21 protein-coding genes and 2 pseudogenes are annotated in these 18,842 nt (G+C 48.7%); 14 read left to right on the top strand and 9 right to left on the bottom strand.

What is annotated here, in order from left to right:
• The first annotated feature begins 60 nt into the window (after positions 1–60).
• The 9 genes from LGM20_RS19280 to LGM20_RS19245 all read left to right on the top strand — a co-directional run bounded on the left by LGM20_RS19280 (position 61) and on the right by LGM20_RS19245 (position 7,536).
• Positions 61–507, top strand: coding sequence for a single-stranded DNA-binding protein (locus LGM20_RS19280; RefSeq protein WP_029602627.1), 447 nt, complete (start codon positions 61–63; stop codon positions 505–507).
• Between the two features lie 13 nt (positions 508–520).
• A complete protein-coding gene (locus tag LGM20_RS19275) occupies positions 521–793 on the top strand; it encodes a PerC family transcriptional regulator (protein WP_044521350.1) in 273 nt (90 codons plus the stop codon).
• Between the two features lie 6 nt (positions 794–799).
• Entirely contained in the window at positions 800–1,183 is a 384-nt protein-coding gene (locus tag LGM20_RS19270) for a superinfection immunity protein (RefSeq protein ID WP_032724277.1), read from the top strand.
• 29 nt (positions 1,184–1,212) lie between these two features.
• Complete coding sequence (locus LGM20_RS19265) at positions 1,213–1,590, top strand: hypothetical protein (protein ID WP_032724276.1); 378 nt, start codon at positions 1,213–1,215, stop codon at positions 1,588–1,590.
• Positions 1,591–1,884: 294 nt separating this feature from the next.
• Positions 1,885–2,211 (top strand): hypothetical protein, encoded by a 327-nt coding sequence (locus LGM20_RS19260; protein ID WP_004866264.1) that lies wholly within the window; start codon positions 1,885–1,887, stop codon positions 2,209–2,211.
• A gap of 7 nt (positions 2,212–2,218) precedes the next feature.
• A complete protein-coding gene (locus tag LGM20_RS19255; RefSeq protein ID WP_044521354.1) occupies positions 2,219–4,930 on the top strand; it encodes a tape measure protein in 2,712 nt (903 codons plus the stop codon).
• 254 nt (positions 4,931–5,184) lie between these two features.
• Positions 5,185–5,382: an HGGxSTG domain-containing protein gene (locus LGM20_RS26575; RefSeq protein WP_055314401.1), complete on the top strand. Its 198-nt coding sequence runs from the start codon at positions 5,185–5,187 to the stop codon at positions 5,380–5,382.
• 204 nt (positions 5,383–5,586) lie between these two features.
• Positions 5,587–5,958 (top strand): hypothetical protein, encoded by a 372-nt coding sequence (locus LGM20_RS19250; protein WP_044521356.1) that lies wholly within the window; start codon positions 5,587–5,589, stop codon positions 5,956–5,958.
• 1,035 nt (positions 5,959–6,993) lie between these two features.
• Positions 6,994–7,536, top strand: coding sequence for a plasmid pRiA4b ORF-3 family protein (locus LGM20_RS19245; protein WP_004202366.1), 543 nt, complete (start codon positions 6,994–6,996; stop codon positions 7,534–7,536).
• On the opposite strand, the gene LGM20_RS19240 is transcribed toward LGM20_RS19245, so the two are convergent.
• Positions 7,529–7,888, bottom strand: a complete 360-nt coding sequence (locus LGM20_RS19240) for a hypothetical protein (RefSeq protein ID WP_004202368.1) — start codon at positions 7,886–7,888, stop codon at positions 7,529–7,531. The genes LGM20_RS19245 and LGM20_RS19240 overlap by 8 nt on opposite strands.
• A 497-nt stretch (positions 7,889–8,385) precedes the next feature.
• Here LGM20_RS19240 and LGM20_RS19235 point away from each other — a divergent pair, with 497 nt between their 5' ends.
• Positions 8,386–9,525: a hypothetical protein gene (locus LGM20_RS19235; protein ID WP_004202370.1), complete on the top strand. Its 1,140-nt coding sequence runs from the start codon at positions 8,386–8,388 to the stop codon at positions 9,523–9,525.
• Between the two features lie 475 nt (positions 9,526–10,000).
• Here LGM20_RS19235 and LGM20_RS19230 read toward each other — a convergent pair whose 3' ends face one another.
• Both LGM20_RS19230 and LGM20_RS19225 read right to left on the bottom strand, forming a co-directional pair.
• Positions 10,001–10,969, bottom strand: a complete 969-nt coding sequence (locus LGM20_RS19230) for an IS5 family transposase (protein WP_077255361.1) — start codon at positions 10,967–10,969, stop codon at positions 10,001–10,003.
• A gap of 183 nt (positions 10,970–11,152) precedes the next feature.
• A pseudogene (locus tag LGM20_RS19225) lies at positions 11,153–11,413 on the bottom strand (tyrosine-type recombinase/integrase); the annotation flags it as partial.
• Between the two features lie 323 nt (positions 11,414–11,736).
• On the opposite strand from LGM20_RS19225, the gene LGM20_RS19220 reads away from it, so the two are divergent.
• Complete coding sequence (locus LGM20_RS19220) at positions 11,737–12,573, top strand: DUF2971 domain-containing protein (RefSeq protein ID WP_044521363.1); 837 nt, start codon at positions 11,737–11,739, stop codon at positions 12,571–12,573.
• 115 nt (positions 12,574–12,688) lie between these two features.
• On the opposite strand, the pseudogene LGM20_RS19215 reads toward LGM20_RS19220, so the two are convergent.
• From LGM20_RS19215 to LGM20_RS19205, 3 genes and pseudogenes are all read right to left on the bottom strand, one after another.
• Positions 12,689–12,885, bottom strand: a pseudogene (locus tag LGM20_RS19215) (helix-turn-helix transcriptional regulator).
• Between the two features lie 414 nt (positions 12,886–13,299).
• On the bottom strand, positions 13,300–13,701 hold the full coding sequence (locus LGM20_RS19210) for a hypothetical protein (RefSeq protein ID WP_052542026.1): 402 nt from the start codon (positions 13,699–13,701) through the stop codon (positions 13,300–13,302).
• A gap of 692 nt (positions 13,702–14,393) precedes the next feature.
• Complete coding sequence (locus tag LGM20_RS19205) at positions 14,394–14,933, bottom strand: hypothetical protein (protein ID WP_044521366.1); 540 nt, start codon at positions 14,931–14,933, stop codon at positions 14,394–14,396.
• A gap of 381 nt (positions 14,934–15,314) precedes the next feature.
• On the opposite strand from LGM20_RS19205, the gene uraH reads away from it, so the two are divergent.
• Positions 15,315–15,716 (top strand): hydroxyisourate hydrolase, encoded by a 402-nt coding sequence (gene uraH, locus LGM20_RS19200; RefSeq protein WP_008805473.1) that lies wholly within the window; start codon positions 15,315–15,317, stop codon positions 15,714–15,716.
• 78 nt (positions 15,717–15,794) lie between these two features.
• On the opposite strand, the gene LGM20_RS19195 is transcribed toward uraH, so the two are convergent.
• Entirely contained in the window at positions 15,795–15,965 is a 171-nt protein-coding gene (locus tag LGM20_RS19195; RefSeq protein ID WP_023288674.1) for a hypothetical protein, read from the bottom strand.
• 324 nt (positions 15,966–16,289) lie between these two features.
• Between LGM20_RS19195 and LGM20_RS19190 the strand changes: the two genes are divergently transcribed.
• Together LGM20_RS19190 and LGM20_RS19185 are read left to right on the top strand one after the other, a co-directional pair.
• Positions 16,290–16,430 carry a hypothetical protein gene (locus LGM20_RS19190; protein ID WP_044521369.1) on the top strand — a complete coding sequence of 47 codons (141 nt, stop codon included), beginning with the start codon at positions 16,290–16,292 and terminating at the stop codon, positions 16,428–16,430.
• Between the two features lie 45 nt (positions 16,431–16,475).
• Complete coding sequence (locus tag LGM20_RS19185) at positions 16,476–17,780, top strand: citrate synthase (RefSeq protein ID WP_044521371.1); 1,305 nt, start codon at positions 16,476–16,478, stop codon at positions 17,778–17,780.
• Between the two features lie 52 nt (positions 17,781–17,832).
• Here the strand turns inward: LGM20_RS19185 and LGM20_RS19180 are convergent, their stop codons facing one another.
• Positions 17,833–18,138 carry a hypothetical protein gene (locus LGM20_RS19180; RefSeq protein ID WP_044521373.1) on the bottom strand — a complete coding sequence of 102 codons (306 nt, stop codon included), beginning with the start codon at positions 18,136–18,138 and terminating at the stop codon, positions 17,833–17,835.
• A complete protein-coding gene (locus LGM20_RS19175; protein ID WP_044521374.1) occupies positions 18,116–18,778 on the bottom strand; it encodes a LuxR C-terminal-related transcriptional regulator in 663 nt (220 codons plus the stop codon). Before LGM20_RS19175 ends, LGM20_RS19180 begins: the two co-directional genes overlap by 23 nt.
• Between the last annotated feature and the right edge of the window lie 64 nt (positions 18,779–18,842).

Here is an 18,842-nt window from a genome sequence, read left to right as displayed (position 1 = left end):
CCAACACTATTTCTGTTTATTATCAGAAAAAAACAGAGACTGGCCGAGAGAGAGGTGAGCATGGCAGCACAAATTTCAGCATACGGGCGGCTGGTGGCCGACCCTGAGACCCGGACAACGGGAAAAGGTACGAGCATGGCTATGGCCCGGCTGGCGGTATCGCTGCCGTGCAATGCCGCAGCGGACGGGCAGGCTACCTTCTGGCTGGGCGTCATTGCCTTTGGGAAGCAGGCCGATGCGCTGGCCAAGCACCAGAAAGGCGATCTCGTCAGCGTGGCGGGCAATATGCAGATCAATCAGTGGACGGGCCAGGATGGCGGTACCCAGCAGGGTTACCAGGTACTGGCCGACAGTGTGATCAGCGCCAGAACAGCCCGCCCCGGAGGCAGACAGGGGCAGCAGGGGCAAGCAACAGACGCGCTACGGCGTGCGCAGCAGCAACCGGCCCCGCCGGGCTATGAGGACTACGACCAGACACCACCATTTGATGACAGCATACCGCTCTGAGGGGGATCGCAACATGGTAAACGACAGCAAGGCAGAAGCACTTGAAGCTAAAGGGCTGTATCGCCGGGCCGCTACCCGCTGGATGGAGGTGATGAATCATTGTGCCGAAGATGAGGCCCGGGATTGGGTGCGGCGGCGCATGGATGAATGTCTCCAGAAGGTGCGCCGCCCTCCAGCCCGCGCGGAAGATTTCGGCGGCCTTCACAAAGCCGCGAAGGAGACCCGGCACCGCATGGGAATAGCTCAGCCCAATGGGCAAGCGTTCAGGTTAAAAACAAGCCGATGAAGGTGAATGTATTGGATTAATCTTCTTCGATGTTACGATAATACTTTATTTACTTTTGGGGATAAGTTGATGTCAGTATGGAACATCATTGTTTTGATATTCGCTATTATCATTTATGTTCTTCCCGGCGTTATAGCCAGTTCAAGGGAGCATAAAAACGCTACGGCAATATGGGTGCTAAATATTGTCCTGGGCTGGAGCTTCTTGGGTTGGATAGCCGCGCTTGTCTGGTCTTTCACAAACCCCGGAGTGGTTAAGCTTGAACCACAGGTGTTTGGCGCGGATTCTGCTGGTGGCGGTTCAGTAGACGATACTAAAAAATGTCCGTATTGCGCCGAAACAATAAAAAAAGAAGCAATATTGTGCCGATTTTGTGGCAAAGATTTATAAATCGACATCGTCAAGCAAGGGTGGCATCAATGAAAATTATTATGGTATTAATTTCATCACTTTTATTTCTCACGGCATGTAAGCCTACAGAAGAGAAAGCCATAGAGTTGGCTAAAAGCGAGATATCGCACGACATGAAAGATCCATCATCTACCCAATTTAGAGATGTTGTGTCAAAAAAAGTTGGTGAAAAGGACGATGGATCTATCGCAATGCTTGTCTGTGGTGAGGTGAACTCAAAGAACAGCTTTGGGGCATATTCAGGGTACTCGCCTTTTGTCATCGCGCTAACGATGAAATCAAAGGGTTTTTTCTCTTCCGGTGTTGTGTACGTAGTTGAAGGGAAGACAGTAGATGATCTTCCAACAAGCACGAATAGTGCAAATACGACTAACCCCTGCAAGTAATCTCAAGGCAAGCCCGCTCCGGCGGGTTTTTTTGTACCTTTATGTTTCATAAAACGCAATGCTTGCCATTTATGTTGCATAAACTACAATATAAATTGACTGTATAAATATCAGGGGTAAGCAGATGAACCGATCACAAATCACGGTAGCACTTTGCCGGGAGCATCTTCAGTCCATTCGTGAAATTCAGGAAGAGGAGCGCAAGCGTTCTCCGATTGGTGTAGCACCAACGGTAAACGCTATTGCCCGCGCATTGGTCGCTAAGGGCCTTGAATCCGTTAAGCGGGGTGGGTGATGGAGCAACTACAGAGATTGGCTGAAGTTATTGCCGAAACCTATATTCGCGATCTGCGCCGGGAAACTGGCTCCAACATTATTAGCATTGGCGGTGTAAGTGGCAACGTTGAAAAACACCTGCTCGCCGCGGGGCTTGTCGATAACACAATATATGCCGCTAAAGATCAATATGGCGCGACATTTGAACGAGAAGCCTATCGCATGTTAATGAATTTTATATCATTTGATGGCCCTGAATATCGCCTTACCGAACATGGTCGATTAGTCATAAATCTTCTGAACACCAACGCTCTGAAAAAAAACAAAGTAAGAACCCTACACTGAGGCGCTCATGACAACTGATTTTGGCAAATACACCATTGAGATTGAAGCCGATGCGGCCAAACTGCTGGCTGGTCAGGCGAGTGCAGATACAGCTTTAAAGCAAATTGAAAACTCAGTCAAAAAGACAGCTAACTCTGCTGACAAGCTAGATAAAAGCCTGGATAACTTGGGTGGAGGGTTTTCGCGCCTTGCTGTGGCCGTGAAAGGATACATATCAATTCAGGCGCTGATAAAGCTCCAGCAGCTTTCTGAGGAATTCACGCTACTTCAGGCGCGAGTAACGCGTTTATCCTCTAGTTCAGAGGAAGGGGCGCGGAGCTTTCAGCAGCTTGTGAGTATTGCTTCGACAACCGGGGCCAGCCTTGGGGATACCGTCAACCTCTGGCAGCAACTCACCGCCACACTGAAAACCGTAGGTGCTACTAACAGCGATGTTAACCGGCTCGTGATGACGCTGCAAAAGATTGGCACTATCGGTGGCTCATCGGCTCAGGAAATGGCTAACGCTCTCAGGCAATTTATGCAATCGGTAGCGTCAGGAAGAATTCAGGCGGAAGAGTTTAACTCGGTACTGGAACAAATGCCTGAGTTGGCTCGACAGATTGCCGACGGCATGGGAATTCCGTTTAACGAGCTTCGACAATTGATGCTGGCCGGCAAGTTAGATATTGGTGAAGTGCTTGCGGCAATCGAAAAGCGGTCCGATGAAATCAACCAGCAGTTTGAGACTATGCCGCGCACTGTATCGCAGGCAACAAATGCTTTGATTACTCAGTTCGGGGTAGCTATCTCCAAAATTGATGATGCTATTGGGACGTCGCGCTATTTGGCAAAACTTCTCGACCAAACTGCTCTTTCAATCTCCGTAGCCACCGGAAATGTAGATCCTATTGTTGCGATAGATGCGCAGTTGGATTCGCTGAATAAAAAATTAGCTGTAACTGAAGCGGCTTACAATACCGTTTCCAAAGCTTCTATCTACACTGACGCAGGCACTAAAACACAAATAGATGCTATCAAAGGTCAAATAGCGGCGCTAGAACGAGCAAAATCCCTTTATTCCGATGTTGGCAAGGCGGCATCGGGTTCTGTAGACGGATCTAAGCCAGCCTATATCACCAATCTCGAAAAGAAAACTGCAGAGAACAACGCCAATTCGATCATTAAATCTGGTCAAACAGTAGTTGATAAGCTCACCCAGCAGCGTGAACAGCTAAGCAAAGACAAGGCCAAAGGGCTAATCGATGATAAGAAATATGCTGAAGCTGCTGCTGTTCTGGATAAGCAAATTGCCGACGCCAGAAAAAAACAGGATAAAACGCCGAAGAATGCCTTTGCCCGCGGCGATGACTCAATAGACAACCTGCAGCGGCAGATTGCCGTTTTGACAATGCGCTATGACGAGAACACCAGAGAGGCCGCACAGTTTAATGCCGTGGCCGCTCTCGGAGCTAAGGCTACCGATGCACAGAAGGAAAGAGTGCGTGAGTTGGCCGGGCAGTTATTTGACGCTCAGCAGCGACAGAAAGACCTTAATGATGCGATCAGCAATGACCCGCTCAGGAAGGAAAATAAAGCCTATTCTGACGGCAGAGATCAACTTAAACGCCAGCTCGATGGCCAGATGATTGATCAGAAGACCTATAACCAGCAATCGGAGTTGATGGAACAGCAGCACCAGGTCAACCTAGCCAAAATTCGTGCGCAGCAGGTCGTTACGCCACAGCAACAGGCAGCCGGCGAGGTAGATCCAGTACAGCGCCTCGCTAACCAGCATGCTCAGGAACTTGCGCTTATTCAGCAGTTTGAACAGCAAAAGACAATCACTGAACAGGAAGCCTTAGCTCTCAGGAACGCTGCAAACAATACCTATGAAAAACAGCGAATTGAGGCTCAATGGGAGATATTCCGCAACCAAAGCACAACTAACGAACTTATGGCGGCGGCAGTTGATGGTTTTGCCAGCCAGGCCGCCAGTTCGATGACGGGATTAATCAACGGTACGCAAAGCGCCACAGAGGCTTTCAAGAATCTGGGTAACGCCATTCTTAATAGCGTCATTCAGGCTCTGGTTGAAGTTGGCATTCAATACCTGAAAAATGCTGCGATGGCGATGATAGCCGATAAGATGACATCTAACTCATCACAACAGGCCGGTGCGCAAACCGCTGCCGCGTGGGCTCCTGCCGCAGCCGCAGCCTCTATCGCTACATTCGGTGGCGCAGCTATCGCCGGTATAGCCGGCATGGTAGCAGCGTTCGCCATCGGTGCCGCTCTGGCCGGCAAACGAAAAAATGGCGGAACGGTAGGTGCTGGTGGCGCGTACCAGGTTGGCGAAGGGAATATGCCTGAACTCCTGCAGACCAAGAACGGGTTAATTATGATTCCTGGTGACCGAGGCCGAGTGTTCAGCAATAAGGATGTTACCGGCAGTTCTCCGACGATCCAGAAGGCGTCTACAGGTAAGGAATATCTACCTGCTTCATCAGCATCATTCAGTCAATCGGGAGATAGCTCTAAACGGTCGATACAGGTAAATATCCAACTGATAGATCAGACCACTGGCAGCCAGCACAACATCACTGGCGCTGACGCTTTCCAGCAAGGTGACGTGGTAACAGTTACTGGATTTCTCAATGACGTGGATACAGGCGGCCCAATGTCCACAGCGATCGCAGATGCGCACGGGCTTAGACGGCAGGCAAGGGGAGCCTTTTAATGTGGTCTAAGGGGGGAGGTAAACCCTCTCCCCCCATGCTTTACAGGACTGCCAGTTTAAGAGCATTTTCACCCGTCGGAAATAAGAACTTTTTTTCGCGTGAACGCAGCCAGTAAACAACCTACTCCATGAGAGGGTGACAAAAGTTGACATCGAAAGGCGATCCCGTGACTAACGACGAAAAGCGAAAACTATACCGTGCGTGGGCTGACGATATCGGCGGCGGAACACCTCTCCCGGAAGCCTGTAGGGATATGACGTGCGGAGCGACGACGAGGAAAGGGACACCCTGCAAAATGACAGCCCTGTATGCTTCTGGCCGCTGTAAGTTACACGGAGGCATGAGCACCGGCGCAAAGACACCAGAGGGTAAGGCCCGGCAGTTAGAGGGATTCCGCCGCTGGCTGGAGAGAAAGCGGCAGGCCACCAGCCAAGGCGCTGGTTCGCATTGAGGTTCGCACCGAAAACGGCTTTAAAATATTGGACTGTACTGGACGGATTTAAAACGCGGGCATTCTTAAACCCGCGCCAGTAGCGGGCTAAGAACAACAATGAGACTTGAGCCGTCAAAGTTTTTAGGTTCGCAGTACGCAGCACGGTACGCAGCAAAATGAAGGTTTTTTCAGTGCGTACCAGACAGAGATAAGGGGTGATAAATGGGTATCAAAGGCAGGGGAATGAACAACATTCGCCGCAACATCAATGCGCTGGTGAAAGATATAGCCGGGCGCCGGGCATACCGCGCTGTTCAGGCAGCATTGCAAGAAGGTTCGTTGGTCGCCGCCCTCTATACTCCGATTGATACCAGTACCCTGATAAATTCACAGTATCGGGAAGTTGTAGCCAGAGGAACGAGAATAACCGGCCGTATCGGTTACTCCGCAAATTATGCAATTTATGTTCAGGATCCGGCTATACCGCAGACGTTCAGGCGTTCGACGGCAAAGAAAGAGTTTCTGCAGAAAGGTATCGAGGATGCGAAGCCGCAGATGGTTGCCGCTATCGTTCGCGAGCTGTCAAAACGCTGATATCGGAAAAACGGAACTGATACTTGCGCATCAGTTACTTACCCCATGAGTAGTTAACAATTGTTAAGGTTCTAGCGACGATTATTAGGCCGTATTCGCAGTAACCAATTGTGCAGAATTCATATAATTTCGTATTCATTTGGGGATTTTTTTAGCGGAGATCTGAGCCAATGAGAGAGCAGACGCGGGTTTACACCTCTGCGCTACCACGAATTAACCTCCAGTTTCTGGCAAATCTGCAAAGCAGGCTGGTGGATTCGAGCCCGAAAACACACATTTTTTGTGATACCGAGAGCGGAATGGTGTGCTTCTCTCTGGCCTCTGGTGGATACAGCGCGACAATCAACGGGGTAACGCGGGTTATTGGCATCACGATCACCCGGGTAGGTTTTGGCTATCGGCGATGGTACATTTGCCCGCATTGTGGTGGCCGGGTTGCGAAATTATTTATTGGCCGGAAGGATGTAGGGTGTCGTAAATGCTGGAGCCTTCACTATGCCAGCCAGAGTGAAGATGAGATCGCTCGCTTACGGCGCAGTGTGTGGAAGCAGAGGCATGATATATGGGGGGATGATTACCCACCCGCGGGCAGCCTGCTAAATAGCCCGCTCAAGTTTCCGAAGCCTGCCGGCATGAGATGGGATACCTTCGAGAAAAAGCGCTCTCGACTGCTAAAGACTGAATCAGCTTACTGGCGGCTGAAAGAACCGAGGGACGCTAAAGGGTTTGCTCGGGTGATACGCAAAGTGGAGGCGTCAATTCGGTCATTTGAACGGGCATCGAAAAAGGCTACCCCATGAGCACGCTAAGATTGCCCTAACGCTTACCCCATGATCACGGCACGATAAAGAGCGCCACCGCCGCAGGTTGAGCGCACAAGCCTACCAGTGGAAGAAGCCAGCGCCGCGCAGGTAGATACGGGATTATTCCGCATGTAACTTATGCTTATTAAGCAAATTACCTTTATTCACCTTTACAGAATTGTGAGTGCGTCAGTATCGTTATCCTTCCGATTCGCATTTATTCAGGATTTGCATGTACCAGCTAAAGATAACCATCCGAGACAGCAAACCACCAATATGGCGGCGTGTGCTGGTTCCAGAGCAAATCCCCTTTAGTGAACTTCACGCGGTGATCCAGTTGGCTTTTGGCTGGAATGACGAACATCTGTATATGTTCGAGAAAGGCCGTAAAGGTGATCTAGGTAGCGAGTATCGCGTATGGGGTGAGGGTGAAAGCATGGATAATGCGGCAATCACGCCACTATGGGCGGCGATCCAGAATGAGGGTGACAAGCTGGTTTACACGTATGACTTTGGCGACTGGTGGGATTGCCTTATTGTGCTGGAGAAGCAAACACATGATACCAGCATCCAGCCTGTTAGCTGTTTGCGTGGGAGGGGGACTACCCCGGCGGAAAATTCGGGGGGATTGCATGGTTACAATGAATTGCTCTTACAGGCCAGAGAATCTGATAATCCTGAACAGGCCGAGATACGCAATTTCCTTATGCTGGATATTGAACGCCGGGTTTACGACCTGAACAGCATTAACGACAGATTGCAGGCTCTTAACTGACCCGCCAGCATTCCCCATCAATCGCTTTATCAGCGCCGCCATTATCGCGCACAACGGCACACTGTCCGGGTAAACCGTAGCGCACGACCGTTGCGCTAGTCTCACCGCCGCTTTTTATCTGCCGGGATTCGTACACTGTCACCCGCTCAAGCAACCCACCAGCAACCATACTTTCAAGAGTTCGCCGGGTTGATTCTAGCTGGTGGCGCTTATCGAACGACGCCATGCCATGAAGAAGGTAGGCCACGCCCGACACATCGAACGGCGGCGCACCAATCTCACCCGTCACCCATTCGAGGTTATCCGGCTCAAAGTAGCTGAGTATCTCTTTTTTGCGGCTGGTCATTCTCATGGCTGGCTGATTCCTTATTGTGGGATAGAGGTATCATACAATAAGGCGCAAAAGATAAGAGGCCAGAACAGCAAGCATGAGAGCATAAAATGAGCAGCCAAAGGCAGCACCTCAAAATACCGTGTACACAAGGGTGTACCCACTGAGAAAACGCATTACAAGAAACCCAGCAATCACGGGCATTTGAAGCCGATACTCAATAAACAGATCCAGCATCCTTCATGCGACCTGCAGTGTCGGGGTATGACACCTCTTCACAGACTGGCGCAGAAGAACTGTCAGAGCTATGCGTACAGGGTATGCAGATGATATAGCTCAATATTAGATGGAAATCAGGAGGGGCGATACCTGTGTATTTATCAGGGATACGTGTTAACTCCGTGCTACATCGACACGGTGATCCATTCGCTTCTACCTACTACAGGAATTGGTGGTGATTTTTTGCTGCTTCGATTGATGTTAGGATAAATCCGAGCTGACATAATGAGATTAGGGATATGAAAAAGACACTTTTAGCATGCGTTATTGCCACTAGCCTCTTGGCTGGGTGTGGGCCAAAGGATTTAACCCCGGAGCAGAAGCAGGAAGTTGCAAGTCTCCGTAGCGAACTGGCTAAGGCTGAACAAGAAATTGTCGAGGCTAAATCACAGCAGGGGCAGTATACTGGGGGATTAATTAGAAATCTTATAACAGCCAGACTTGAAGTCTTAGGGACTAATAAAGCCCTTTTGGAGCAGCGTATTAACGCGATTGAGTCGGGGGCTAAGATTGAGATATCTGTTAGCGGTGTTAAACCAAATCCTGAAGCAGCGGCGGCATTAAAAACTGAAATTGAAACTCTTGATACACAGATTGCCGATGCTAAGAAAGATGCAAGTCAGTACAGTGGTGGTCTGCTACAGGCACTGAAACTATCTGCTATTGCGACGCAGGAGCAAACAAGGGCGATGCTTCAACAGAGATACCTTTCGGCAACGTATGGGTTAGCTGAAGTGAAAGTACCTAATGAGCAAGCAAACGAAGCAATCACAGAAAAACAAGCAGACAAAGCAGAACCCCATTCCACCAGAACGCCGTTACTTCCACCAGGTGAAGGACCATTCGGTTTAGAGGCCGGTTTGTCTAAGAAAAATATTGAAGACATGATTGGTGAAGAGCTTGAGCCAATGGCGAATAATGTCAATCTTTATACGGCTAACTCTTTACCCAAAATGAATGCTGGCTTTGAGGCGTATGGGCTGTTGATATCTCCAACAGTAGGGCTATGCCAAATAAGAGCTCTTGGGAAAGATATTGATACAGATAGTTATGGCTTTACTATCAAGTCAAGATTTAAAGATCTCATGGAGTCACTATCTTCTATCTATGGAAAGGCCAAGGAAAATGACTTCCTTCTGGCTGGTTCAATATGGAAAGACCCCAGAGACTGGATGATGGGATTGTATAAGCATGAAAGATATTTGTCAGCTGAGTGGAAAGGAACTGCAGAGGCTCCACTAAAAAGTAAATTAACTTCCGTATCGATCGAAGCTAGAGCAAACAGTTCTGATAAAGGATATATCTTCCTTCAGTATAATTTCAATAACTATGATGTTTGTGAAACTGAGGTTGAAGCAGCGAAAAAAAGCTCTCTTTGAATAACCAGAAAAATGCGAGCCCTGTTATCACAGGGCTCTGATTATGTTTTGCTAATTAGCCTGTTATGTGTTCGGTAGTTACAAAAGCCCTGAAAGAAAAAGAGATATAAGGTTTGACAAAGGATTACCTGATAGCGGCCTACTTGACGGCAATTGCTATCTGGCCAGTCACCCTGGCGTTAATTGGTCTCTCTGCAGGAGTGGCATTCTTTACAAGGTGCAGGGTGATGGGCGTTGTCCTCGTCGTTCTGTTCATGCTGGTCACCGTTGCTGCGTAGCAGTTTGAACATTACATGTAGAATCATACTGCCCCATGAAAATGCCCATATTTTATTTATAGGCAGAAACGGTGTGTTCTGGCTATGTATGGCAGAAATGGTGTGTTCTGCCTATAGATAGGCAGGTTTGACGTGTTCTGGGGCTTTGTTGAATAAATCAGATTTCGGGTAAGTCTCCCCCGTAGCGGGTTATGTTTTCAGGCAATACGCACGCTTTCAGGCATACCTGCTTTCGTCATTTTGTTCAGCGCTCGTACCAGGGCCATAGCCTCTGCAACCTGACCATCGTAGTCACGCAGTGTCAGTGAACCTCCGAACAGCTGTTTTACCCGGTACATCGCCGTTTCCGCTATCGAGCGACGGTTATAATCTGTTGTCCATTTCCACCGCGCATTACTCCCGGTCAGCCGCTGATTCGCAACAGCACGGTTACGGTCTGCATATTCACCGGGCCAGTAACCCGCGCCTTTTCGGGGCGGGATAAGCGCGCTGATTTTCTTACGCCGCAGTTCATCGTGACAGAGCCGGGTGTCGTAAGCGCCGTCTGCCGATGCTGCCCTGATTTTTCTGTGAGTCTGCCGGATAAGACCCGGGAAGGCTTCTGAGTCCGTCACATTGTTCAGCGACAGGTCTGCACAGATGATTTCATGTGTTTTGCTGTCAACTGCCAGATGCAACTTTCGCCATATACGACGGCGTTCTTTGCCGTGTTTTTTGACTTTCCATTCGCCTTCACCAAAGACCTTCAGCCCGGTGGAATCAATCACCAGATGCGCGATTTCACCCCGGGTGAACGTTTTGAAACTGACATTAACCGACTTTGCGCGCTTGCTGACACTGGTGTAATCCGGGAAGCGCAACGGAACATTCATCAGTGTAAAAATGGAATCAATAAAACCCTGTGCAGCCCGCAGGGTCAACCTGAACACGCGTTTAATGACCAGAACGGTGGTGATGGCGAGATCAGAATAGCGCTGAGGTCTTCCCCGTGATGAAGGCGTTGCCGACTCATACCAGGCCTGAATAGCTTCATCATCCAGCCAGAAAGTTATGGAGCCACGGTTGATGAGGGCTTTATTGTAGGTGGGCCAGTTGGTGATTTTGAACTTTTGCTTTGCCACGGAACGGTCTGCGTTGTCGGGAAGATGCGTGATCTGATCCTTCAACTCAGCAAAAGTTCGATTTATTCAACAAAGCCCGAAAAATGTCCAATTTTCATCTATAGAAAATTTTATGGGGGTACATTTGGGGGTATGTGTAATGTGATAAACACAATTAATTCAATTAAATCATATTGTTGATTGTTTATATTGAATCCTGTAGGGGTGCCATTAATAATCAAGCACTTATCAAATTCCTCCAGCCACTGAATTTTCCTTGTGGGACATATTTGGGACATCTTCGGCAAAAATCGAGTCAATTTGACGTGCGTGCTCAGTTAAATGGTTAGGTGCCAGGTGAGCATATCGACGGACCATTTCGATGCTTTCCCAACCACCCATTTCCTGAAGCACAGAAAGCGGGACATTGGACTGAATCAGCCAGCTCGCCCAGGTGTGTCGGAGGTCGTGAAATCGAAAGTCTTCAATGCCGGCACGTTTGCATGATGAGTGGACTGACACCGCCCCGGTAGATATCATATCCTTGGTTCAATGAGATTGAGCCGATTCTACCTTATTCAAATGATCAGTATGCTTGGGGAAACTGTCGCCACCAAGTTACTGATTATACTGAGAAGGCAAAAAAGTATCTCAAGGACTTCAACTCTGATATGAAAGGATCTAAGAGTCCCAACAGGAAGCGATAGACAAAGCAAATAGAGTTGTCGAAGAATATAACCGCAAGGCGAAGGGTACCAACAAAAGGCCCATTGCGAGGAGTTTTATACAAGATATTCAGAGCTAGTTTATTATTATATCTCAATGGGGGAACTATGGAAATAGTAGGCGATTTTAGTGATGTTACCGCACTTCAAAAATATATGAGTTTTGCAAAATTCATGGACCTGATTGAAACAAATAAAATATTCCTTTCGAAAGCATCTGGTTTTGAAGATAAGAATGAAGGTGGTTTAAGTTTAGAATTCAGGTTTTTGAATGATGGTAGTGCAATGATGTTAGATGTTGCAATGAATCATATATTTCCGAGTGTTAGAAAATTATCTCCAGAAGAAAGGGTTGAACATGAAAAGAAAACAGAGCAATTATTTGAAGTAATAGAAAAAAGAATTAATAGTACTGTCTTTGGAGACTTTCCTAATAACGAATTTAGCTATGATGATATTAACAAGCAATATAAAGAATGGATTGATGTGAGCTGCTGGCATGCAAACATGCATGAGAGCATGGCGATGTGGAAAATTTATGGTGAATCGGAAAGTTCGGTATGCATAGTTACCAATCTTGAAAAAATAAAATCAAGTTTTATCCCGCCTGACGGATATAAGATGATTATCGCTAAAGTCGAATACATATCGCACGATACTGATTCGTTTAAAATTGAGCACAAGTTAGCTCCTTTCATGCACAAATCGAACTTTTATACATATGAACAAGAAGTCAGAATTATTGGTTATAACTCTTTTTGTAAGTTTAAAGAAATGAGAGCTGATTTTGGTACAAAGATAAAACTAGATATCACAAATTTAATACAGGAGATAAAAGTATCGCCTTATGCACCTAACTGGTTTTTTGAATTGGTAAAATCAGTATGTAAAAAATATGACTTAGATATACCAGTTAACCGTTCAAAAATATATGGGAGTTTATAATCGCCAGAATAATTTGAAATTAACTGTCAACAGTATCCCCATAACATACTAAGGGATTGTTGACGAGCAATTTATCGCTTTTCGAGTTGATAGGCGCTTTCCTGCGCCAGTTACATCACGTTGCCGTACTTACCGGGCGATAATTTCGCTGTTCAACAAGAGGCTTTTTCCACCAAGTTTATCGGTACTTGCGGCCTTTCTTTCGTCAAGCCACTTTTCAACTTCATCTCCATCCCAGGCGCAGCGTCCGTCGGTAATATAGAAACGTTTTGGGAACTGATTTTTGTGCTCAAGGCGGTCGATAGTACTCATCGATAACGGAACCACCAGCAACAACTCTTTCCTGCCAAAAGCTTTATCATTAATTAATTCGACCGTATCTGTTAGGAGGGGGGGATTTTTAGCAAATGGTTAATCAGGAATGCAGCGGATTATTCCTGGATGTCAACCGTTTTTGATGCCCGATTCCGCTACAGCCTGATTAAAAGCGTCCTGTAATTCAGTCGGAACGCAAAATGTTACCAGATTGGATTTGCTCATAAAGGGCCGCTGATTCATTGATATCAGTTTATACAGATATAGTGGCCGTATATACACCGATTGATACCGGTCATCGGATAAATTAACGGTATCAAGGTGCCTCTATCAACAGCGCTCACATCACTGGCCGCATTGAAGTGTGTACGTAGAGTGGACGAAACTTGCAGAGCGAGTCTTACCATCAGGTCAGTCTATTCGTGCTTCTTCACCTGGAAGGAGTTGTTTCTCTGCCATTTTTTTTATATTCATAAGGAAGACGCTACCGTCGGTGAACCGATCATACAGTTTGCTTGCTAGCGGCGAATCTATGGCTTTAAGGGACGGATAGAGCTGCCGGCGCCAGACGCTGTAAATAAATTCATAGTGAATAGCTAGCGCATTGATGTTGTACAAATGTTTTTCACGCTCAGAAGGCGGCTTACGAGAATCAGTGTATCTTAACGTTTCCTCCTTCTCAGCTCTGCTTTCTGTTGGCTCTGGTTGCAGTTCTGATGCCAGATAGTCCATTACAAGCTCGAAATCCTCGTTGGATGTTATATGAAGAGCTTGCATAACCTTTTTGATATTTCTTTTCTGCGTACTGTCCATTCTTTGCACTCCATGATTGTTTTATTTTTGACCGTAATAGGTAAGGCAAATTGATATTCTAACTGCTCATAAAACACTCACTTTTGAGGCGGTACCGTGATCTGCATCTAAGAAATAAGCGGAATGTATCTGGCTGGCTATACAACCTATATCGACTGAACTACCAGAATCATGAACTGAAGGTTGGGTACTGGACGGCGTGATTTTACTGCTTATGACCAGTGAGTGTTGGTTCAACCAGCTAAATGTTGGTTCAAAACATGAGGGTGTTGGTTCATTTTTTTAAAAAATGTATAAACAAAACAATGGACTTTACGTTTTGAGGCAACTGAACCAACCGAACCAACACATTTTGCATGTATATAGAGAAATTTTTCCGCACATAAATTTTGCGGCGTTTTGTGTCGGTGGATATTTCCGACAAGTGAGGTTGTGCTATGGGGACAAAATTGAACAAAAAAACACCCAATGCTCATCTATAGAAAAAAATTATTGGGGTACATTTGGGGGGGGATTTTACAAACAAATTTAGTTATATAAAATCAACAAATTGCATTTTTATATCGAATCCTATAGGGGCCATACTCATCACTTCTTTTAACGTCTGCCAAAGTCCACTCAATCTCCTTAATTATGCAAACGTTGCCGTTACTTCCTTCTCTCAAAGTCTACAAACTGTGCGTTGATATTCCTTAAGCGGTGGAAGGAATCGGGTACTTCAGGTCGATTTGCGGCGCATCGCTTAGCCGCCGGCCAGATTTTGCCATCAGGTATCCGGCGATTTCTTCAGGCGTCAAATCGACATGAAGCATGTCTATATCCTGAAACCATTCATCTGGCCAGTAGATAAGGTCGGATGGATTGGCATCAAAGTTTTTTTCCAGCAGTCCCAGCGCGTAGCTTTGTTCAGATTCCTTACCTTCAGCCTGATAAACGAACTGGATGATCTGAATCAGTTCATCCCACGATAAATCTGCAACGTATTTTTCTTGATTAAACGCCATCCGGGTGAAGTCTTTTGCACTGGTCCATGAAGAGAAGTCCCGGAAATCTGAGAATGAATATGGGGTAATAACCTCGCTATTCCAGTCACTTATCAACATTTTCAACCCGGCATCTTCTTCCCTGACCCCGTTATCAATTTGCGCCAGTATCTCTTCTGCCATGTCCGCTAGCTGTTTCAGTTTCTGACGGTTTACTTTGGCTGGTTGCAGACGATCGGGTAATGGCATCGGGTTATTCCTTGTAAAACTGAGCGCATCAGTGACAAGCTATGAGTACATCTTCGTCAAACATTTATCCAAAGTCTATATACAATCAACTCCTCTTCTGACAACGAGCGTCTAACAGCATCAATATCAGCGGCAGGTCCCAGAAGTTCGTAACCCGCAGTCCGGAAAATGCCTACTCGTCATGATAAAAAGTGGCTTCACAAACCACACCCATTAGCCGACTTTCCCTGTGCAGAAGGCCGTTTATAGCCTGTTTCAGGGCATATCAAGTTGCGCCTTTCCCTGCCTAATGACCGCAATCTGATAACAAAAAGTTTAATTTTTTTCCCCGCCGCGCTGACTATAGTTAGGGCACTTTCACTTGCCCAAAAGGTCACGATTATGAAATTAGTTATCGCCTCCGTAATTTCCCTGCTCAGCTTCAGCGCGCTGGCGGCGCCAGAGGGCACGCTCAGCGTACACATTCTTAATCAGCAAACCGGGCTCCCTTCGCCGGGGGTGCAGATTGAGCTGGATAAGCAGCAAGGGGAGAGCTGGCAGCATATCGCCACCGGCAAAACGGATGCCGATGGGCGGATTAAATCGCTCTATCCGCAGGCGGAAAATATGGAGCCGGGGGTGTATAAAGTGACGTTTAAAACTGGTGACTATTTTAAAAGCCAAAACATGAATACGTTCTTCCCGGTGGTTCCGGTTATTTTCAATGTCACAAAGCAAAATCAAAAACTGCATATCCCGCTGCTGCTCAGTCAGTACGGATACTCTACCTACCGCGGCAGCTGATAACTCAAGCCGTTATCCAGCCAACGCCTGCGCGTCTCCCGCAGGCGTCACCCTTTCCCCGCACAACGACGCCCACGCCTAACGCTTGGTCTCTTTCTCTTTAAAATGGTTAACGGCTTCGTCGTACATCGCCAGCAGGCCGGAAATATCGCCTTCATATTGCGGCACGCGCTGGGCGCGAACGAGCTCAATTATCAGCGCATAGGCTGCTTCTTCCGGGGCCGCATGTGGGTTGATCAGTCCAGACATATCACCTCCTTAACAGTGGGCCTTTAGTTTACCCCTCGCCGGGAAACCGCAACAGCCTGATATGCGACCAGCACCTCTTGTATGACTCTGTTGAAACTTCAGAGGCGAAGACCACGGCGGAAATCCATTGAATGAGGCGTTATCCAGGCCACTGGCGTGGCGGTTAGCGCTGCGTTTACACCGGCAGCAGGCTCATCATCAGCCAGGCGATAGCGATGCAGATGAGGGTCATCGACAGCACAAAATTCATGGTAGCTCCTCTTCATCCTTTCTTTACTCAGCGTAAATTTTGACAGCGCTGATCGCCTTTATCCTTGGCGATTTGTGCCGCTATCCAGCGGTGGGGTGGGGAAAGACGGCCTGTTTCCCCGGGCAGGCCAGCAAAATATCCTTTTTGTCAGCGTTATAGTGATGACATCAATGAATAAGCTGCATCACATTGGTTATGTTGGTCTTTCCGCCTGAAGAATGACTTCAGGTCGCTGATAAGCTGCTGGGGGAACTGACAGGATGAGCACCACACCGTTAACGCTTTCTATTGCCGGGCAACCGACGCCCATCACCCTGCCGCAGGTGCCGGGAAGCCGGGGCCATGTGGGGGTCGACATACGCGAGCTGAGTCAGTCCGGATTCTGCAGCTACGACCCCGGCTTCGCCAACACCGCCGGATGCCAGTCGGCGATCTCGTGGATCGATACGGAAAACAGCGTGCTTCTGCACCGCGGCTATCCGGTGGACCAGCTGGCCCGCCAGTGTGATTTTCTCGAGGTGGCGTACATCATGCTGCGGGGCGACGCGCCGGATGAGGCCAGCTATCAAACGTTTCGCGAAACCATCACCCGCCATACCCTGGTGCATGAGCAGATAGCCCGCATGTGCAGTGGCTTTCGTCGCGATTCGCACCCGATGGCGCTGATGTGCGCCCTGGTGGGGGCGCTGGCGGCGTTCTATCATGATGTCCTGGATGTGGAAAATCCGGAGCACCGGGCGCTGGCCGCCACGCGGCTGCTGTCGAAAATGCCCACTATCGCCGCCATGAGCTACAAGTACACCATTGAACAACCCGCCGCGTATCCGCGCAACGATCTCTCCTATGCCGGCAATTTCCTACAGATGCTGTTTGCTATCCCGGCCGAGAAGTACGTCCTCAATCCGGTCATCGAACAGGCGATGAACCAGATCCTGGTCCTGCATGCCGATCACGGGCAGTGCGCCTCCACCACCACGGTACGCGCGGCGGGCTCCTCCGGGGCGAACTTATTCGCCTGCGTCGCCGCCGGGCTAGCGTCGCTGTGGGGACCGATGCACGGCGGCGCCAATGAGTCGAGCATGCGGATGCTGGAAGAGATTGAAAGTGTCGATCAGGTTCCGGCGTTTCTGCGTCAGGCAAAACGCGACCCGCAGGCATTTCGCCGCCTCGGTTTTGGCAACTCACGCTACCGTCACCGCGACCCGCGCGCCGATATCCTGCGTGAAACCAGCCATCGGGTACTGGCGGAGGTAGGAATGTCCGACCGTCTGCTGCAGGTGGCGATGGCCCTTGAGGACGTGGCGCTGACCGACCCCTACTTTGTGGAAAATGGCCTGTCGCCGAGCGTGGATTTTTATACCGCGGTGATCCTCAAGGCGATGAATCTGCCTTCGTCGATGTTTGCGGTGGTCACCGCCGTCGGACGGACGGTCGGCTGGGTGGCGCACTGGAACGAGATGCACCAGGCGCCGCTGACCATCTACCGGCCACGGCAGATTTATGTTGGCGAGGACTATCGGAATTACGTCTCACGGCGCGGCGAGCCGTCTGCTAACCCAAGGTAATGCCTTACGGGCAGGAGGCGCGCGGCGTCTTCCTGCCCTGGCGGCATGTCACTCAGAGGTGCCGGGAGAGCAGGTAGTGCTCAACGGCGGTATATTCGGTGAGTCGGGTATACAGCGTTAGCAAGGCGCTTATAAATGCGTTTACCTCGCCGACCTGCGGCCCGGCGGTGGTGAGTAACGGCTGCAGCGTAGCCCTTAGCTGTTCCAGGTCGGGCTTCAGCACATAGGGAATATGCAGCGTGCAGAGCAGGGCCTCGGCCTGATGATAATCGTGGCGAGACGGGAGCGTCTCGTCGGCGTTAAGCCAGCTCAGGATCATCAGCATGAGGCGATCTTTAGCGTAGAGATACGATTTCATGGCCAGTCTCCTGTCGATAGTGGCGCAATACCATTCCCTGAACTTTAGTGACCAATTCCACGTTATTTTTTACCGCCAGCTTGCTGAGCACGCGTGAACGATAATAGTAGACCCGTTTGATCGTGAGCTTCATGGTGCTGGCCACGTGGCACAACGGCATCCCCCCCATCAGCAGGCTGATTAAAAAGGTCTCCTTACGGGTCAGGTTATAGCTGTCCGGGATCGCGATATAAAGTTTGTTTGCCGGCGGGGATGACCGTAGCGGCCAGCGGGCCAGCGCCGCGCTGAGCCCGGCAAAGCAGGTAATAAACTCCGCGCCGACCACGATGGCCAGGCTGCTTTCCAGTTCGCTCAGCGTGTAGCCAGGCCTGGTAAAAAGAAAGATACGGAGCAGGGGATTAAATGCTTTAAGGCTCAGTGCGACCTGCAGCACTTCGATGCTGGCGCGGCTGTAATCGATCAGGATGGTGCTTAACCGGGCACCGGCATCGGTCGCAAAAAAAGTATAAAACATCTCACTCTGCCCGCTAAATGGGTAACAGATCAATTCTTTAATATCCAGAGGCTTGCTGTGGGGCTCATTAATATACGCCTTCAGCGCAATATTAAAATATTCTGAATCCGTAATGCAGATCAACATAATGACCTCCTGGCATAAATACAGCTGTGCATGCTGTCCTGCTTGATTCGACAATTTACTGTAG

This window comes from Klebsiella quasipneumoniae subsp. quasipneumoniae (genome assembly GCF_020525925.1).
In the GTDB taxonomy this organism is placed as follows: Bacteria; Pseudomonadota; Gammaproteobacteria; order Enterobacterales; family Enterobacteriaceae; genus Klebsiella; species Klebsiella quasipneumoniae.
This window is presented reverse-complemented; position numbering and strand designations above follow the sequence as displayed.

Bases quoted from the DNA above. Each gene is read 5' to 3' on its own strand.
- LGM20_RS19280 (WP_029602627.1), top strand. From the start codon at position 61: ATGGCAGCACAAATTTCAGCATACGGGCGGCTGGTGGCCGACCCTGAG.
- LGM20_RS19275 (WP_044521350.1), top strand. From the start codon at position 521: ATGGTAAACGACAGCAAGGCAGAAGCACTTGAAGCTAAAGGGCTGTAT.
- LGM20_RS19270 (WP_032724277.1), top strand. From the start codon at position 800: ATGTATTGGATTAATCTTCTTCGATGTTACGATAATACTTTATTTACT.
- LGM20_RS19265 (WP_032724276.1), top strand. From the start codon at position 1,213: ATGAAAATTATTATGGTATTAATTTCATCACTTTTATTTCTCACGGCA.
- LGM20_RS19260 (WP_004866264.1), top strand. From the start codon at position 1,885: ATGGAGCAACTACAGAGATTGGCTGAAGTTATTGCCGAAACCTATATT.
- LGM20_RS19255 (WP_044521354.1), top strand. From the start codon at position 2,219: ATGACAACTGATTTTGGCAAATACACCATTGAGATTGAAGCCGATGCG.
- LGM20_RS26575 (WP_055314401.1), top strand. From the start codon at position 5,185: ATGACGTGCGGAGCGACGACGAGGAAAGGGACACCCTGCAAAATGACA.
- LGM20_RS19250 (WP_044521356.1), top strand. From the start codon at position 5,587: ATGGGTATCAAAGGCAGGGGAATGAACAACATTCGCCGCAACATCAAT.
- LGM20_RS19245 (WP_004202366.1), top strand. From the start codon at position 6,994: ATGTACCAGCTAAAGATAACCATCCGAGACAGCAAACCACCAATATGG.
- LGM20_RS19240 (WP_004202368.1), bottom strand. From the start codon at position 7,888: ATGAGAATGACCAGCCGCAAAAAAGAGATACTCAGCTACTTTGAGCCG.
- LGM20_RS19235 (WP_004202370.1), top strand. From the start codon at position 8,386: ATGAAAAAGACACTTTTAGCATGCGTTATTGCCACTAGCCTCTTGGCT.
- LGM20_RS19220 (WP_044521363.1), top strand. From the start codon at position 11,737: ATGGAAATAGTAGGCGATTTTAGTGATGTTACCGCACTTCAAAAATAT.
- LGM20_RS19210 (WP_052542026.1), bottom strand. From the start codon at position 13,701: ATGGACAGTACGCAGAAAAGAAATATCAAAAAGGTTATGCAAGCTCTT.
- LGM20_RS19205 (WP_044521366.1), bottom strand. From the start codon at position 14,933: ATGCCATTACCCGATCGTCTGCAACCAGCCAAAGTAAACCGTCAGAAA.
- uraH (WP_008805473.1), top strand. From the start codon at position 15,315: ATGAAATTAGTTATCGCCTCCGTAATTTCCCTGCTCAGCTTCAGCGCG.
- LGM20_RS19195 (WP_023288674.1), bottom strand. From the start codon at position 15,965: ATGTCTGGACTGATCAACCCACATGCGGCCCCGGAAGAAGCAGCCTAT.
- LGM20_RS19185 (WP_044521371.1), top strand. From the start codon at position 16,476: ATGAGCACCACACCGTTAACGCTTTCTATTGCCGGGCAACCGACGCCC.
- LGM20_RS19180 (WP_044521373.1), bottom strand. From the start codon at position 18,138: ATGAAATCGTATCTCTACGCTAAAGATCGCCTCATGCTGATGATCCTG.
- LGM20_RS19175 (WP_044521374.1), bottom strand. From the start codon at position 18,778: ATGTTGATCTGCATTACGGATTCAGAATATTTTAATATTGCGCTGAAG.